This is a genomic window from Streptomyces sp. DT2A-34 (genome assembly GCF_030499515.1).
GTDB lineage: Bacteria > Actinomycetota > Actinomycetes > Streptomycetales > Streptomycetaceae > Streptomyces.
Genome location: NZ_JASTWJ010000001.1, coordinates 1,439,710 through 1,453,947, shown reverse-complemented (window position 1 = coordinate 1,453,947; position 14,238 = coordinate 1,439,710). Strand labels below are relative to the sequence as shown.

At 71.9% G+C, this 14,238-nt stretch carries 12 protein-coding genes; 3 read left to right on the top strand and 9 right to left on the bottom strand.

The window, feature by feature from the left end; all coding sequences use genetic code 11:
- The first annotated feature begins 121 nt into the window (after positions 1–121).
- On the top strand, positions 122–865 hold the full coding sequence (locus QQM39_RS06295; protein ID WP_301995634.1) for an amino acid ABC transporter ATP-binding protein: 744 nt from the start codon (positions 122–124) through the stop codon (positions 863–865).
- A gap of 225 nt (positions 866–1,090) precedes the next feature.
- Here QQM39_RS06295 and QQM39_RS06290 read toward each other — a convergent pair whose 3' ends face one another.
- Together QQM39_RS06290 and QQM39_RS06285 are read right to left on the bottom strand one after the other, a co-directional pair.
- Positions 1,091–2,659, bottom strand: coding sequence for an alpha/beta fold hydrolase (locus QQM39_RS06290; RefSeq protein ID WP_301995633.1), 1,569 nt, complete (start codon positions 2,657–2,659; stop codon positions 1,091–1,093).
- Positions 2,660–2,775: 116 nt separating this feature from the next.
- Positions 2,776–3,534 carry a hypothetical protein gene (locus QQM39_RS06285; RefSeq protein ID WP_301995632.1) on the bottom strand — a complete coding sequence of 253 codons (759 nt, stop codon included), beginning with the start codon at positions 3,532–3,534 and terminating at the stop codon, positions 2,776–2,778.
- 119 nt (positions 3,535–3,653) lie between these two features.
- Between QQM39_RS06285 and ggt the strand changes: the two genes are divergently transcribed.
- Positions 3,654–5,453 carry a gamma-glutamyltransferase gene (ggt, locus tag QQM39_RS06280; RefSeq protein ID WP_301995631.1) on the top strand — a complete coding sequence of 600 codons (1,800 nt, stop codon included), beginning with the start codon at positions 3,654–3,656 and terminating at the stop codon, positions 5,451–5,453.
- A gap of 51 nt (positions 5,454–5,504) precedes the next feature.
- On the opposite strand, the gene QQM39_RS06275 is transcribed toward ggt, so the two are convergent.
- The 7 genes from QQM39_RS06275 to map all read right to left on the bottom strand — a co-directional run bounded on the left by QQM39_RS06275 (position 5,505) and on the right by map (position 13,849).
- Positions 5,505–8,060 (bottom strand): ATP-dependent Clp protease ATP-binding subunit, encoded by a 2,556-nt coding sequence (locus tag QQM39_RS06275; RefSeq protein WP_301995630.1) that lies wholly within the window; start codon positions 8,058–8,060, stop codon positions 5,505–5,507.
- A gap of 140 nt (positions 8,061–8,200) precedes the next feature.
- On the bottom strand, positions 8,201–10,045 hold the full coding sequence (locus tag QQM39_RS06270) for an ABC transporter ATP-binding protein (protein WP_301995629.1): 1,845 nt from the start codon (positions 10,043–10,045) through the stop codon (positions 8,201–8,203).
- Positions 10,042–10,467, bottom strand: a complete 426-nt coding sequence (locus QQM39_RS06265) for a lasso peptide biosynthesis B2 protein (RefSeq protein ID WP_301995628.1) — start codon at positions 10,465–10,467, stop codon at positions 10,042–10,044. Before QQM39_RS06265 ends, QQM39_RS06270 begins: the two co-directional genes overlap by 4 nt.
- Positions 10,464–10,718 carry a lasso peptide biosynthesis PqqD family chaperone gene (locus tag QQM39_RS06260; protein WP_301995627.1) on the bottom strand — a complete coding sequence of 85 codons (255 nt, stop codon included), beginning with the start codon at positions 10,716–10,718 and terminating at the stop codon, positions 10,464–10,466. Before QQM39_RS06260 ends, QQM39_RS06265 begins: the two co-directional genes overlap by 4 nt.
- 30 nt (positions 10,719–10,748) lie before the next feature.
- Positions 10,749–12,593: a lasso peptide isopeptide bond-forming cyclase gene (locus tag QQM39_RS06255; protein ID WP_301995626.1), complete on the bottom strand. Its 1,845-nt coding sequence runs from the start codon at positions 12,591–12,593 to the stop codon at positions 10,749–10,751.
- Between the two features lie 25 nt (positions 12,594–12,618).
- Entirely contained in the window at positions 12,619–12,729 is a 111-nt protein-coding gene (locus QQM39_RS06250; RefSeq protein WP_107102704.1) for a keywimysin-related RiPP, read from the bottom strand.
- A gap of 343 nt (positions 12,730–13,072) precedes the next feature.
- Positions 13,073–13,849, bottom strand: a complete 777-nt coding sequence (gene map, locus QQM39_RS06245; RefSeq protein WP_301995624.1) for a type I methionyl aminopeptidase — start codon at positions 13,847–13,849, stop codon at positions 13,073–13,075.
- A 65-nt stretch (positions 13,850–13,914) separates the two neighbouring features.
- Between map and QQM39_RS06240 the strand changes: the two genes are divergently transcribed.
- Positions 13,915–14,175 carry a helix-turn-helix domain-containing protein gene (locus QQM39_RS06240; RefSeq protein ID WP_062700034.1) on the top strand — a complete coding sequence of 87 codons (261 nt, stop codon included), beginning with the start codon at positions 13,915–13,917 and terminating at the stop codon, positions 14,173–14,175.
- Positions 14,176–14,238: the final 63 nt, after the last annotated feature.

The following is a 14,238-nucleotide window of genomic DNA, read 5'->3' as shown; positions in this document are numbered from 1 at the left end:
CTTACATAAATTCGAGATAAATACGGCTTTTGTCTGAAAGATGCGTGTCGTTCACTAAGTCCCGTTTTGCGTGGATAGTTTGCGACTACCGCTACACAGCTGACATGGACTGGGGCTGGGCATGGCTGTCGATCCGTTGATCGAGCTGCGTGACGTCAACAAGCACTTCGGGGACCTGCATGTGCTGCAGGACATCAACCTCACCGTCGGCAAGGGGGAGGTGGTCGTCGTCATCGGCCCGTCGGGCTCGGGGAAGTCGACCCTGTGCCGGGCCATCAACCGGCTGGAGACCGTCGAGTCCGGCACGATCCTGCTGGACGGGCAGCCGCTGCCCGAGGAGGGCAAGGCCCTCGCGCGGCTGCGCGCCGAAGTCGGCATGGTCTTCCAGTCCTTCAACCTCTTCGCCCACAAGACGGTCCTGCAGAACGTCTCGCTGGGCCAGGTCAAGGTCCGCGGGAAGAAGAAGGAGGACGCCGAAAGGCGCTCCCGTGAACTCCTCGACCGCGTCGGCGTGGCCGACCAGGCGGACAAGTACCCGGCGCAGCTCTCCGGCGGCCAGCAGCAGCGCGTCGCCATCGCCCGCGCCCTCGCCATGGGGCCCAAGGTGATGCTGTTCGACGAGCCCACCTCCGCGCTCGACCCGGAGATGATCAACGAGGTTCTCGAGGTCATGCGCCAACTCGCCCGCGACGGCATGACGATGGTGGTCGTCACCCATGAGATGGGCTTCGCCCGCTCGGCCGCCAACCGCGTCGTGTTCATGGCCGACGGCCGCATCGTCGAGGACCGCAGCCCCGACGAGTTCTTCACCAACCCCAGCAGCGAGCGCGCCCGGGACTTCCTCTCGAAGATCCTCCATCACTGAGCGGGGAGTACCACCCATGCCGAGACGAACGGCGCATTTCACCGCCGGAATCCCCGCCGTGTCCGACCTCGACTACGATGTTCCGTCCGTCCCCAAGGTCGTGGCGGTGGCCCCGGTCACGACCAGGGACGCTGCTGCCGGGTGGGGATCCCCCCACAGCCCCTGGACCAGGGGCAGCAGGGGGCAGCAGTCACAGAGCCATACCCGCCCGGCGCCGGCCGGAGATCACTGCTCGCGCAGTGGGATCGACACGTACGACGGGTCGTTCGCCGGTGAGGAGAAGGTCAGCCGCGCGCCGGACGGGTTGTGCTCGATGTAGAGCGGGTCGACCGTGTCGACGACCAGGGCGAGTCGGTGCCCTGCCGGTACGTCGTAGGCCGTGGAGTACAGCTCCAGGTCGACGGTGAACGGCTTTCCGGGCGTACGCCCGTGGAAGGTGTACGGCGCGTTGCTGACCAGCTTGCCGAGGCCGAGCGGGCCCACGTCGTAGAGGTAGGCGACGAGGGTGCCGCTCTCCTTGGTCGGGGTGACCGTGGTGTGTACCTTCGCCGTGCCGCGTACGCGTTGGGCCGTGGCGTACTTCTCGGACTGCCAGACGCCCGCCCAGAGCCGGGGGATCAGCGGGATCGAGGCCATCGGGGGCAGTTGGGCCACCTGGTCGAGGATGCTGGACAGGAAGACGACTCCGCCGTCCGCGCCCGAGTTGACGTTCGTGTGGATGGTGGTCGTGCCGGCGAGGGCGATCTTCTTGTTCGTCGCGCCGACCGACTTCCAGTCCGGATAGCCCTCGTAGCCGCCCGTGGAGCGGGACTTGAGCTGGACCGGCAGCTCGCGGTCGATGCCGTTGTCCTCGCCCTTGAGGTAGTGGTCGAACCAGCGCTCGGTGTCCGTCCACACGTCGTTGGGCAGGCCGAACAGGCCGGTGATCTCGGGGGTGGCGTGGTCGCCGGGACGGAACTCCAGCCGCTTCGGGCCGGTCAGCTTCTCGTAGAAGTCCGCGTACTGGTTGGGCGGGAAGACCGTGTCGCCCCAGGCGTTGGCCATCATGACCGCGGCGCCGTTGCTGTTCAGTTGGTCCACATAGGTAGCGGCCGAACGTTTCTTCCCCCAATTGATCATGTCCTGTTCCTTGGACAGGTTGGAGGCGTAGAAGTCGTTGAAGATCTGCCGGAGTTCGGCGCTCTGGCGGCCGGTGACCAGGCTCGCGCCGTCCAGGAGCGCGCCGGCCTGGACGTGTTGGGTGCGGCCGGAGTAGATCGAGCCGATGAGGTCGGCCCAGCCGCTGAGGGCGGCGACCGCCCTGACCCGTTTGTCGTGCGCGGCGGTCAGCAGGCTGATGCCGGCGCCGTACGAGACGCCCGCCATGCCGATGTGCCCCGCGTCGGCCGGCGTGTTGGCGAGCGCCCAGTCGATCACCCTGGACGCGTCGGCTATGTCGGGCGGGCCCGCCACTTCTATCTCGCCGCCCGACTGCCAGAAGCCGCGCACGTTGTAACTGACCACGACATAGCCCGAGTCCGCGAGCTTCTGTGCCTGCGCGAAGTACTCGACCTGGGGCAGGCCCCAGCTCGTGGGCAGCACGAGCAGCGGGTAGCGGCGGCTGCCGTCGGCGCCGGCGGGCGTGATGACGTTCGCCTTGAGGGTGGTGCCGCCGTCGCCGGTGATGTCGACGAAGCGGACGCTGTTCGGGGCCGCCTGTGCGGCCGGGGCGAGCCCGAGGGCGCTACCGGCGATCAGGGTCGCGGAGACGGCACCTACGGCGGTCGTACGCAGGGCCTTGCGATGGTGTCCCACGGGTCACTCCTCACTCGTGTCAGTGCAAAGTGACCGAACGGTAACCGTGGCCCCTTACCGCAAGTAACCCGTCGGTAAGTTACGTGGCAGTAACGATTACTGGAATGTGATGAACTTCAGGAGGCCCGGTGGTTATTACGAGGAGCCGCCGGTGTCGGCAGTGGTGCCTGTGCCGCCCGCGTGACGTCCGCGACCAGCTCCACGACATCCGGGCCGTACGCCTGCGAGTTGACCACCTTCAGCAACAGGACGAAGGACCCGGTCCCGTGCTTGCGGGTGAGCCGCTCGTGGTTGCGGGCGAGGTAGCGGGTGGCGGCCTGGTTGGTGATCGCGGTCTGGCCGCAGAAGAGGAAGACGGGGCGGGTGCCGTGGCTCTGGTCGACGGTGAGCCGGGCGAGCAGCGCGTACTCCTCCTTGCCGACCTCCACCCGGTAGCGCTCGGAGCCGACCTGCAGGGCGCCCCGCTCCGGGCCGGGTTCGGCGTCGACGTTCACCCGCACCCCGGGCAGCAGCGAGGCCAGGTGCGCCGTCATGCGGCGGTTCGACGCCGGGCCGCCGACGCAGAACTCGGTGCGCTCGCCGAAGCCCTGGCGTGCCGCGTCGTGCGGGACGATCTGGGCGTGGGCGTTGCAGTCCTTGATGAGGGCGGCGAGTTCGAGGAGCGCGAACACGTCGTAGCGCATCACCGTCAGCTCGGGCCCGCCGGCGCCGCGGTTGACCACCAGCAAGGACTCGGCGTTGTCGGGCAGCCCGAAGAAGGCCTGCTTGCGGCGGAGCTTCCGCCTCCACAGGTAGGTACGGGCGAGCCAGCCCAGCGCGGCACTGATGCCCGCCGCGACCACGCCCAGCACGATGTTGCGCACGTCGTCATTCATGGGCGCGCATGGTAGCGGGCGAACGCAAACCCGTGTTCGAGCAAAGCCCGCGAGGCCAGGCTGACGAGGGCATGGGCGATCGAATAGGCTGCGCGAACGATCCCTCACTGGAGGTGCGGATGCGTCGCCCTGTCGCGCGGAAACTGTCGGTCCTGGCGGTCTCGGCCGCCGTGGTGTCGGTCGGGGCCGCAGCGCCACCCGCCGCCCAGAGCACGGCAGTCCAGAAGGTTCCGGTCGCCGTCGGCTACGGCGGCGCGGTGTCGAGCGTCGACGCGGACGCCTCCGCGGCCGGCATCGAGGTCCTGAGGAAGGGCGGCAACGCCGTCGACGCGGCCGTGGCCACGGCCGCCGCGCTCGGCGTGACCGAGCCCTACTCCGCCGGCATCGGCGGAGGCGGCTACTTCGTCTACTACGACGCCAAGTCCCGTACGGTGCAGACCATCGACGGCCGCGAGACCGCGCCGCTGTCCGCCGACTCCGACCTGTTCGTGGAGAACGGCGCGGCGATCCCGTTCGCCGAGGTCGTCAGCAGCGGACTGAGCGTCGGCACTCCGGGCACGCCCGCCACCTGGCAGAAGGCGCTGGACAAGTGGGGGAGCAGGGGGCTCGGCACCCTGCTGAAGCCCGCCGAGCGGCTCGCCCGGGACGGCTTCACCGTCGACGACACCTTCCGCGCGCAGACCGCCGCCAACGAGACCCGGTTCCGCTACTTCCCGGACACGGCGAAGCTGTTCCTGCCAGGCGGGGAGCTTCCGGTCGTCGGCTCCTCCTTCAAGAACCCCGATCTCGCCCGCACCTACGCGGAGTTGGCGAGGAACGGCGCCGGCGCGCTCTACCGGGGCGACCTCGCCGAGGACATCGTCGACACGGTCAACCACCCGCCCGTGGACCCGGGTTCCGGCTGGAAGGCCCGCCCCGGCGACCTGTCCGCCAAGGACCTGGCCGCCTACCGCGTCAAGTCCCAGGCGCCCACGAAGACTTCGTACCGCGGTCTCGGCGTCTACTCCATGGCGCCCTCCTCCTCCGGCGGCACCACGGTCGGCGAGGCCCTCAACATCCTGGAGAACACGGACCTGTCCAAGGCGAGCGAGGTCCAGTACCTGCACCGCTACATCGAGGCCAGCCGCATCGCCTTCGCCGACCGCGGGCGCTGGGTCGGCGACCCGGCCTTCGAGGACGTACCGACGAAGGAACTGCTGTCGCAGCGGTACGCCGACTCGCGGGCGTGCCTGATCAAGGACGACGCGGTGCTGACCAGCCCGGTCGCGCCGGGCGACCCGCGCGACCCGGCGTCCTGCGACGCGAGTGGCACGGCGGCGCCGACCACGTACGAGGGCGACAGCACCACCCACCTCACGGTGGCCGACAAGTGGGGCAACGTCGTCTCGTACACGCTGACCATCGAGCAGACCGGCGGCAGCGGCATCACGGTGCCGGGCCGGGGCTTCCTCCTCAACAACGAGCTGACGGACTTCTCCTTCACCCCGGCCAGTCCCGACGTCCATGACCCGAACCTGCCGGGCCCGGGCAAGCGACCGCGCTCCTCGATGTCCCCGACGATCGTCCTCGACCAGCACAACAAGCCGGTCGTGGCGCTCGGTTCGCCCGGTGGCGCGACCATCATCACGACCGTGCTGCAGACGCTGACCGGGTTCCTCGACCGCGGGCTGCCGCTCGTCGACGCGATCGCCGCGCCGCGCGCCAGCCAGCGCAACCAGACCACCACCGAGCTCGAACCGGGCCTGTGGAACAGCCCGTTGAAGGCCCAGCTGGAAGCGATCGGGCACGGCTTCCGGCAGAACGCCGAGATCGGCGCGGCGACCGGTGTACAGCGGTTGCCGAACGGGCAGTGGCTGGCCGCCGCCGAGAAGGTGCGGCGGGGCGGCGGCTCGGCGATGGTGGTGTGGCCCGCGTCGTAGCGCCTCATCACGTGGGGCCTCGCCACATAGGGCGTCACCCCATATGGCGCGTCACAACTCGGGGGCGGGCGGCAGCTCTTCCGTACGGAAGGCGAGCCGCCCGTCCTGCACGTCCACCGTCACCCGGCCGCCCTCGCCGATCCGGCCGTCCAGGAGCAGCCGGGAGAGCTGGTTGTCGACCTCCTTCTGGATGGTGCGACGCAGCGGACGGGCACCGTACTCGGGCTGGTAGCCGCGCTCGGAGAGCCAGTCGACGGCCGTGCCGGTGAACTCGACCGAGACGCCCTGCGCCCGGAGCAGCCGACGGGTCTGGTCCAGCAGCAGGTTGGTGATCCGCTCCAACTGGTCGTGGGTCAGCCGGCGGAAGACGACGATCTCGTCGATGCGGTTGAGGAACTCGGGCCGGAAGTGCTCGCGCAACGGCCGCAGGATCCGCTCGCGCCGCGCCTCCTCGTCGGCCTCCTCGTCACCCGCGCCGAACCCGATCCCGGTGCCGCCCCGGCTGATCGCCTCGGAGCCGAGGTTGCTGGTCATCACGATGACCGTGTTGGTGAAGTCGACAGTCCGGCCCTGGGAGTCGGTCAGCCGGCCGTCGTCCAGGACCTGGAGCAGGATGTTGAAGACGTCCGGGTGGGCCTTCTCGACCTCGTCGAGCAGGAGCAGCGAGTACGGATGCCGGCGCACCACCTCGGTGAGCTGGCCGGCCTCCTCGTGGCCCACATAGCCGGGCGGGGCGCCGATCAGACGGCTGACGGTGTGCCGTTCCTGGTACTCGCTCATGTCCAGGCGGACCATGCGCTCCTCGCTGCCGAACAGCGCCTCGGCGAGCGCCCGGGCCAGTTCGGTCTTGCCGACACCGGTCGGGCCGAGGAAGAGGAAGCTGCCGATCGGCCGGTCGGGGCTGGCGAGTCCGGCCCGCGAGCGCAGCACCGCGTCGGAGACGACGCGCACCGCCTCGTCCTGGCCGATCACCCGCTCGTGCAGGTGCTCCTCCAGGCCGAGCAGCCGGTCCTTCTCCTCCTCGGTGAGGCTGCTCACCGGGATGCCGGTCTGCCGCGACACGACCTCCGCGATCGCCTCGGTGGTGACCTCCAGGTGCTGGCCCTCGTCGACCTCCTCGTCGACGGACGCGTCCGCCATGCGCTGCTTCAACTCGACGATACGGTCGCGCAGTTGGGTCGCCTGTTCGTACTGCTCGTCGGCGACCGCCTGGTCCTTGTCCCGGTACAGCTGCTCGACCTCGCGCTCCATGGCCCGTACATCCGTGCCCTTCGTCCGCGCGCGCAGCCGTACCCGGGCGCCGGCCTGGTCGATCAGGTCGATCGCCTTGTCCGGCAGGCGGCGGTCGGTGAGATAGCGGTCCGACAGTTCGACGGCGGCGACGAGCGCCTCGTCGGTGTAGCGGACCTGGTGGTGGGCCTCGTAGCGGTCGCGCAGGCCGCGCAGGATCTCGATCGCGTCGGCGGTGGTCGGCTCGGGGACGAGGATCGGCTGGAAGCGGCGGGAGAGCGCCGCGTCCTTCTCGATCCTGCGGTACTCCTCCAGGGTGGTCGCGCCGACGACGTGCAGCTCGCCGCGGGCCAGGGCGGGCTTGAGGATGTTCCCGGCGTCCATGGACCCGCCCTCGCCGCCGCCTCCGGCGCCCACGACCGTGTGCAACTCGTCGATGAAGACGATCAGTTGGTCGGAGTGCGAACGGATCTCGCCCACGATGTTGTTGAGCCGCTCCTCGAAGTCGCCCCGGTAGCGGGTGCCCGCGACCACGCCCGTCAGATCCAGCGCGATCACCCGGCGGCCGCCGAGCACGTCGGGCACGTCGCCGTCCGCGATCCGCTGGGCCAGGCCCTCCACGATCGCGGTCTTGCCGACGCCCGCGTCGCCGATCAGCACCGGGTTGTTCTTGCCGCGCCGGGAGAGCACCTCGATGGTCTGCTCGATCTCCTCGTCCCGGCCGATCACCGGGTCGATACGGCCCCGGCGGGCGAGGTCGGTGAGGTCGCGGCCGTACTTGTCGAGCGTGGGCGTGCCGGTGTCGACGCGTGGCCGCTGATCGATGCGGGGCCGGGAATCGGAGGCGTCGGAGGATTCGGACGGTCCGGCGGAGGGGGCGAACCGGGCCGCGTTGAGTATGTGCCCCGCCGCGGAGTCGGGGTTCGCGGCGAGGGCGCTGAGCACGTGCTCCGGGCCGATGTAACCGGCGCCGCGCGCCCGGGCCAGGTCGTGCGCGTCCAGCAGGGCGCGTTTGGCGGCCGGCGTGAGGGAGAGCGACGTCGGCGGCGGGGCCTCGCCCGGCGGGTGCTGGGCCGGGCCCGACCGCTCGTCGATCTCCGTCGCCAGCGAGTCCGGGTCCGCGCCGGCCCGGCTGAGCAGACTCCGGGTCGGCTCGGCGGACAGCGCGGCGCGCAGCAGGTGCTGGGTGTCCAGGTCGCGGCTGCCGTGCTCGGCGGCGTACTGGGCGGCGCCCCGCACCAGCTCCCGGGCCGGCTGACTGAGCAGGCGGCCGATGTCGATCTGCCGGGGGCCGGGGCGCGGTCCGCCGAAGAAGCGGGCGAGGAATTCCCCGAAGGGGTCGTAGTCTTCCGGACCACCATTGAAGCCGCTGGTCATGGCGTTCCCATCCGGCGTCCCTGCGCGGGCAGGGTCGCCCTCGCTGATCGACGTGCCGGGGCCGGGTAACCCGAGTCGGGCACGCTCATGCCACGATGGCACGTTCTGGCTCAGGGGGCATGTGCAGGAACACCCGGGCTTCAGCCGCTTCCCATCGCTCGCGGCCCTCCGGGGCGCAGCATCTGGCTCGTGGCCAGATCGCGGTAGAGGGGGCTGCCGGTCAGCAGGTCCTCGTGGCGTCCGCAGGCGGCGGTACGGCCCTGGTGGAGCACGACGATGTGGTCGGCGTGCCGCACGGTGGACAGGCGGTGGGCGATGACCAGCAGGGCGCATTCCTGGGCGACGTCCTTCATCGCCGTCGTCAGTGCCGCTTCGTTGATCGCGTCGAGGTGGGAGGTGGGCTCGTCCAGCAGGAGCAGCGCGGGGCGGGCGAGCAGGGCCCGGGCCAGGGCGACGCGTTGGCGTTCGCCGCCCGAGAGGGTGCCGCCGCGTTCACCGATGACGGTGTCCAGACCGCCGGGCAGCCGGTCGACCAGCTCCTCGAGCCGGGCCAGCGCGAGGACCCGCCGGACCTCCGCCTCCGGGGCGTCGGGCACGGCGTAGGTGATGTTCTCCCGGAGGGTGCCGTGGACGACGTGGGTGTTCTGGTCCACCACGGCGATGCGCCGGCGGCAGGCGTCACGGCCGAGTTCCGCGGCGGGCCGGCCGTCGAACAGGACGGCTCCCGCGTCCGGCTCGTAGAACCCCGCCACCAGTGCGAAGACGGTGCTCTTGCCGGCTCCCGAGGGGCCCACCAGGGCCACGTGCCGGCGGTGGGGGACGGTGAAGGACACGCCGGACAGCACCGGCCGGGCGGGGTCGTAGCCGAACCGTACGTCGTGCAGCGCGAGCGCCGCCCGGTCGGCGGGGACGGACGGTACGGGCCGGGGCCGGGCCCGCGCGACCGACGGCCCCGTGCGTTCCACGGGAAGGCGCAGCGCCTGGTCGACGCGCCGGTAGGCGCCCATGCCGCGCTGGATGAGGCCCACCGCGTGGAACACGGAGGACAGCGGCAGGACCAGGTAGGAGGCGTACAGCAGGAACGCGACGAGGTCTCCGAGGGAGCCGGCGTGTCCGCCGACGCGCAGGCCCCCGACGACCAGGACGACGAGGAAGGAGCCCTGGACGGCGAGTTCGACGGCGGGGCTCATGACGGAGGCGAGCTTCGCGGTGCGTACTCCCGCGTCGTAGGCCTCCTCGACCCGTGCCCCGATGCGTGCCGCCTCGCGGTCCTCGGCGCGGTGCACCCGGACCATGGGCAGGGCGCCCAGGGCCCGTTCCAGATCCGCGGCGACGGCACCGACGGAGTCCTGCATGCGCTCGGAGGCGCGCCGGATGCCCTGGAGCAGCGAGGAGACCACGGCGGCCGCGACGGCCACGGTGAGCGCCACCAGAAGCAGCAGCAGCGGGTCGAGCCACAGCATCAGGACCAGCGCCCCGGCGGCGACGAGGCTTCCGGTCACCAGGTCGACGAGGGCCTGCGAGACGACCTCGCGCAGCAGGGTGGTGTCGGTGGTGACCCGGGAGATGAGGTCGCCGCCCCGGTGCCGCTCGTACTCCCGCATCTCCAGCCGGAGCAGACGCCCCACCAGGTCCGTCCGGAGTTGGCGTACGACGCCCTCGCCCATCCGCTCCAGCAGGTAGCGTCCCGCCGAGCCGATCGCCGCTTCGACGAGGAACAGCGCGCCGAGGAGCGCCAGCAGCGGCCAGGCGACCTGTCCGCGCCCGCTCGCGTCCACCGCGTGCCGGGCCACCAGCGGCTGGGCCAGCCCCAGGGCGGAGCCGGCCAGCGTCAGCAGGCCGGCCATGGTGACGGCGGCCCGGTGCCCGGCGGTGAGCCGGAACAACGTGACCACCGCCGCGCGGGTCGACCTGTCCTCGCGGGCGGGCTCCAGCGGCCTGTCCTGCGCGACCGTGGTGCCGCCCGCAGCCGCACCGCCGCTCATCGCTCGGTCGGCTCGACGGCCACCAGCCGCGCGAAGTAGCCGTCCGGTACGCCCTCGCCGACGGGGCGGCCCTCCGCCTCGATCCAGGCGTGCGCGGTGAACGGCGGGACGACCCGGGCCCCGGCGCACCACGTCGGCCACGCCCCCTGGAGCCGGCACAGCAACGCGGCCCCCAGGGAGCGCGGCAGGCACCCTTTCGGCCCGGTGCAGCGCAGGCTGACGGCGCACATGGCGTCCCGCGCGGCCTGGGCCTGCGCCGTGGTGGCGGGCGCGGCCCTGAGGCGCAGGACGCCGAGGACGGCGCGGATGCGGCGGGGCGGCAGCAGGGCGAGCGCGACGGCGGGAAGCAGCACGAGGCGTGCGGCCAGGCGGCGGCCGAGGGGCACGCCGGTGGGGCGTCGAAGCGCGCTGGGCGTCGTCATGAGGCCAGCCCCGCCTCGCGCAGGTGGCCGACGAGCGCCTCGACGTCCCGCTGGGCCTGCGCCCGGTCGATGTCGAACTCGCGGACCAGGGCGGCGGCCGCGTCCGCCTCCTCGCCGCCCTCCAGCAGCGTACGGACCACCAGGGTGGCGGTCGGGTTCAACTCCCAGTAGGTACCGGCCCGTTCGTCCAGCAGGACGGTGCCGTAGTCGGTCTCGGCCGTGGACACATGTGCGTCGAACCGCAAGGGCATGCGCTCGCCTTTCTGACGCGGTGGGGCTTCTCAGGGGGTACGGGCACGGCTGCGGGACAGCCCCCGCAGCCACACCTCGGCGGCGATCGTGGAGTAGAGGATGGCGTCGGACAGGCCGGGGGAGGCGGGCCGTAGGGCGAGGCGGCGCAGCTCGGCGCCGTCCACCAGGCCGAGTCGCGCCAGCCGGGAGTCCTCCCACAGCGCCAGCAGGTCGGCGCGGTGGGCGCGCAGCCCGTCGGAGGCGTCCATGGAGGCCGTGGCCTTGGTGGCGCGGCGCAGGCACTCCTCGGGAACCAGGCCGCTCATCGCGGCGGTCAGCACCGGCTTGTACGCCCACGGGGTGACGCGCTCGCCGGGGCGTACGGCCAGACATGCCTCGATGACGCGGTCGTCGAGGAAGGGGGAGGCCATCGGCAGACCGGCGCGGGCCGCCATCCGGTCCCACTGGCGGATGACGCGCGTGGTCGAGCGGATCTGCTCCAGGTCCGCGTGCATCCCCCGGTCCGGATGCAGCGGTGCCGCCGTCGCCGCGGCGTCGAGCAGCGCCCGGCGCGCCAGCCGCTCGGCGTCCGCGGTCACCCAGCCGAACAGCCGCGGTGCCATGCCCCAGCCGAGCCCGGTGGCCACGGAGGAGGGCGACGGATCGCGCAGCGTGCCCGCGGCGTCGGCGAGCCACCTGCCGTACGGCCGCGAGTCCGCGAGGGCGCGGACCGTGCCGCCGAGCGGCCACTGCCACAGGGCCCGGAACCCGCGCAACTGCCGCACGGCGAACAGCGGACGGGTGCGCAGCAGCCGGTGGTAGTAGGCCTCGGAGCACCAGGCCACGTGGTCGCCGCCGATGCCGGTCAGGTGCACCCGGCTGCCGCGTGCGGCGAGGGCGGGCAGGTGGTGCAGGACCCGGGAGCGGTCCATGACGCCGATGGTGGGCTCGTCGAGGAGGTCGTCGATGCCGAGCAGGTCGTCGTAGACCAGCGGTGAGGCGTCCGCGTCCCAGATGACGTGCTCGACGTCCGGGAGGTGCTCCGCGGCCCGCTCCGCCCACTGCAGGTCCGTGTCGGCCGGATCGCGGCCCGGCCAGGTACTGGCCACCACGCGGGCGGGGGAGCGGTCGGCGAGGAAGCAGACGGAGGTGGAGTCCAGCCCGCCGGACAGGTCGCAGCTCACCACGCCGCCCTGCCGGGTCCGCGCCTGAACGGCCTCCTCCAGAGCCGCCCGGATCACCGGCGCCGCCTCGGCGAGGGGCCGGACCGGCTCCGGCGGTGTCCACCAGCGGGTGTGCCGTACGGAGCGCCCGTCCGCGGCGACGATCACGGCGTCCTGCGGGGGCACGGCGGTGACCGCGCGCCACAGGGAGGTCTCGTACAGGGGGTGGGGGGCCGGCCACAGCAGCCGGACGGCCAGCTCCCGCGGGTCGGGTTCGAGGTCGAGGGCGGCGGCCAGCGTGTCGGCGCGGGTGGCGGCCACCCGTACGCCGTCGATCTCCGCGTGGAAGACCAGCCGCAGACCCGAGGCGGTGCCCTGCACCCGGACCTGTCCGTCGAGGGCGGCGACGAGGTGGAAGCTGCCGGGCAGGGAGCGGGCCAGCGCGTCGAGCTCCGCGAAGTCCCTCAGCCGTGCGGCCCTGCGCCGCAGTTCGTCCGCGTCGACCGGACAGCAGCCGACGACGGCGAGGGCCGTGGCTCCGGCGCTCGCCGTGACGAGGTCCCCGTCGTGCCAGCGGCCGACCAGCCAGGGCCGGCCCGACGCGTGGGTGAGGGTGCGGAGACCGGGCCGGGTGAAGGAGCGGGCCACGGCGGCCGCGTCCGCACGGTCGGTGAAGACCGCGAAGTCCGCGTCGCCGGGGCCCGTCCCCGCACTTTCGTGCAGTTCAGTCATGACGTCGGGTCAGCGCCGTCGCCCGTCAGTTCTTGCTCAGGATCAGCCGGTCGTTGCCGGAGCGTCCCAGGAGCCCCGTCTCCTTGCGGAACGTGCCGAGCCGGACGAGCGTCGGTGCTTCGTATGCCTTCTTCATGACCACTCCTCACTGCGGGTGTTGGCCCACTCCCCGGATGGGGAACGGGCGCAGCACACAGCTAGCTGCGGAACGTGAGGGTGGGGCAAGAGGTGGCACGAAAGTGTGACGGTATGAAAAGGCGGATGACTCTGGTCTGGTGTCGGCGCACATGTGCCTGGCATGAGGCATCGTGCCCGTCGAGATTTGCCGTGCGCATGCGCGAAGAAACGTTTCCAGGTCGCGCCTCTCCGTGGTCGCGCGTGCCGTGCGCGAAAGCCGGGGAGGGGAGCCGCCGGGGCGCACTGTTCGGCCGTCGGTACGCATCACGCTCGGCGGGCGCAGGGCGCGGCGGGCGGTGTTCTCAGAGGGCTTCCCGGCTGGTGAGAATGCGCGGTCCCGCGCCAGTGATCGCCACCGTGTGCTCCACGTGCGCCGCGCGGGAGCCGTCGTTCGTGCGCAGGGTCCAGCCGTCCGGGGCGGCGTGGTAGCCGTCCTCGCCGCTCGCGATGAGCATCGGCTCGATGGCGAGGACCAGGCCGTGCCGCAGCGGCATGCCCCGGCCCGGACGGCCCTCGTTCGGCACCGACGGATCCTCGTGCATCTTGCGGCCGATACCGTGCCCTCCGAAACCGTCCGGGATGCCGTACCCGGCGGCCCGGCAGACCGAGCCGATCGCGTGCGCGATGTCGCCGAGGCGATTGCCGACCACGGCCGCCTCGATGCCGGCCGCCAGCGCCCGTTCCGCCGTCTCGACCAGCCGTACGTCGGCGGGTCGCGCCCTGCCGACCGTGAAGCTGATCGCCGAGTCGCCCGCCCAGCCGCCCAGTTCGGCGCCGCAGTCGATGGAGACGAGGTCGCCGTCGCGCAGGCGGTAACCGGTCGGGATGCCGTGCACGATCGCGTCGTTCACCGAGGCGCAGATGACGGCGGGGAAGGGAACGGGGGCGAAGGAGGGCCGGTAGCCGAGGAAGGGGGAGGTCGCGCCCGCCGCGCGCAGCACCTCACGCGCCACCTCGTCCAGCTCCAGCAGGGAAACCCCCACGTCGGCCGCCTTGTGTACGGCCGTGAGGGCCTGGCCGACGACCTGCCCGGCCGCATACATCTCATCGATCGACGTGTCCGTCTTCAGTTCCACCATGCCAATTACTATACCGGTATTTGAATAGGGGTCGGTCGGGTGGGTGCGGTATTAGAATGGGCGCCATGGTGCGCACCCCTCTCACCCCCGAAGAGCGTGAACGCGGCGAGCGGCTCGGCCGGCTGCTCCGCGAGGCACGCGGCGGCCGCAGCATGGTCGAGGTCGCGGCGAGTGCCGGTATCTCGGCCGAGACGCTGCGGAAGATCGAGACCGGCCGGGCGCCGACCCCCGCCTTCTTCACGGTGGCCGCACTGGCGCACGCCCTCGGCCTGTCGATGGACGAACTCGCCGGGCGCTGCACACCGGTTGTGGAGGTCGCCGCCTGACGGACACGCACGTCACGTTCCGGCAGGTGCGGCGTACTCCGCGTCCATTCGGAAAACTTCCCG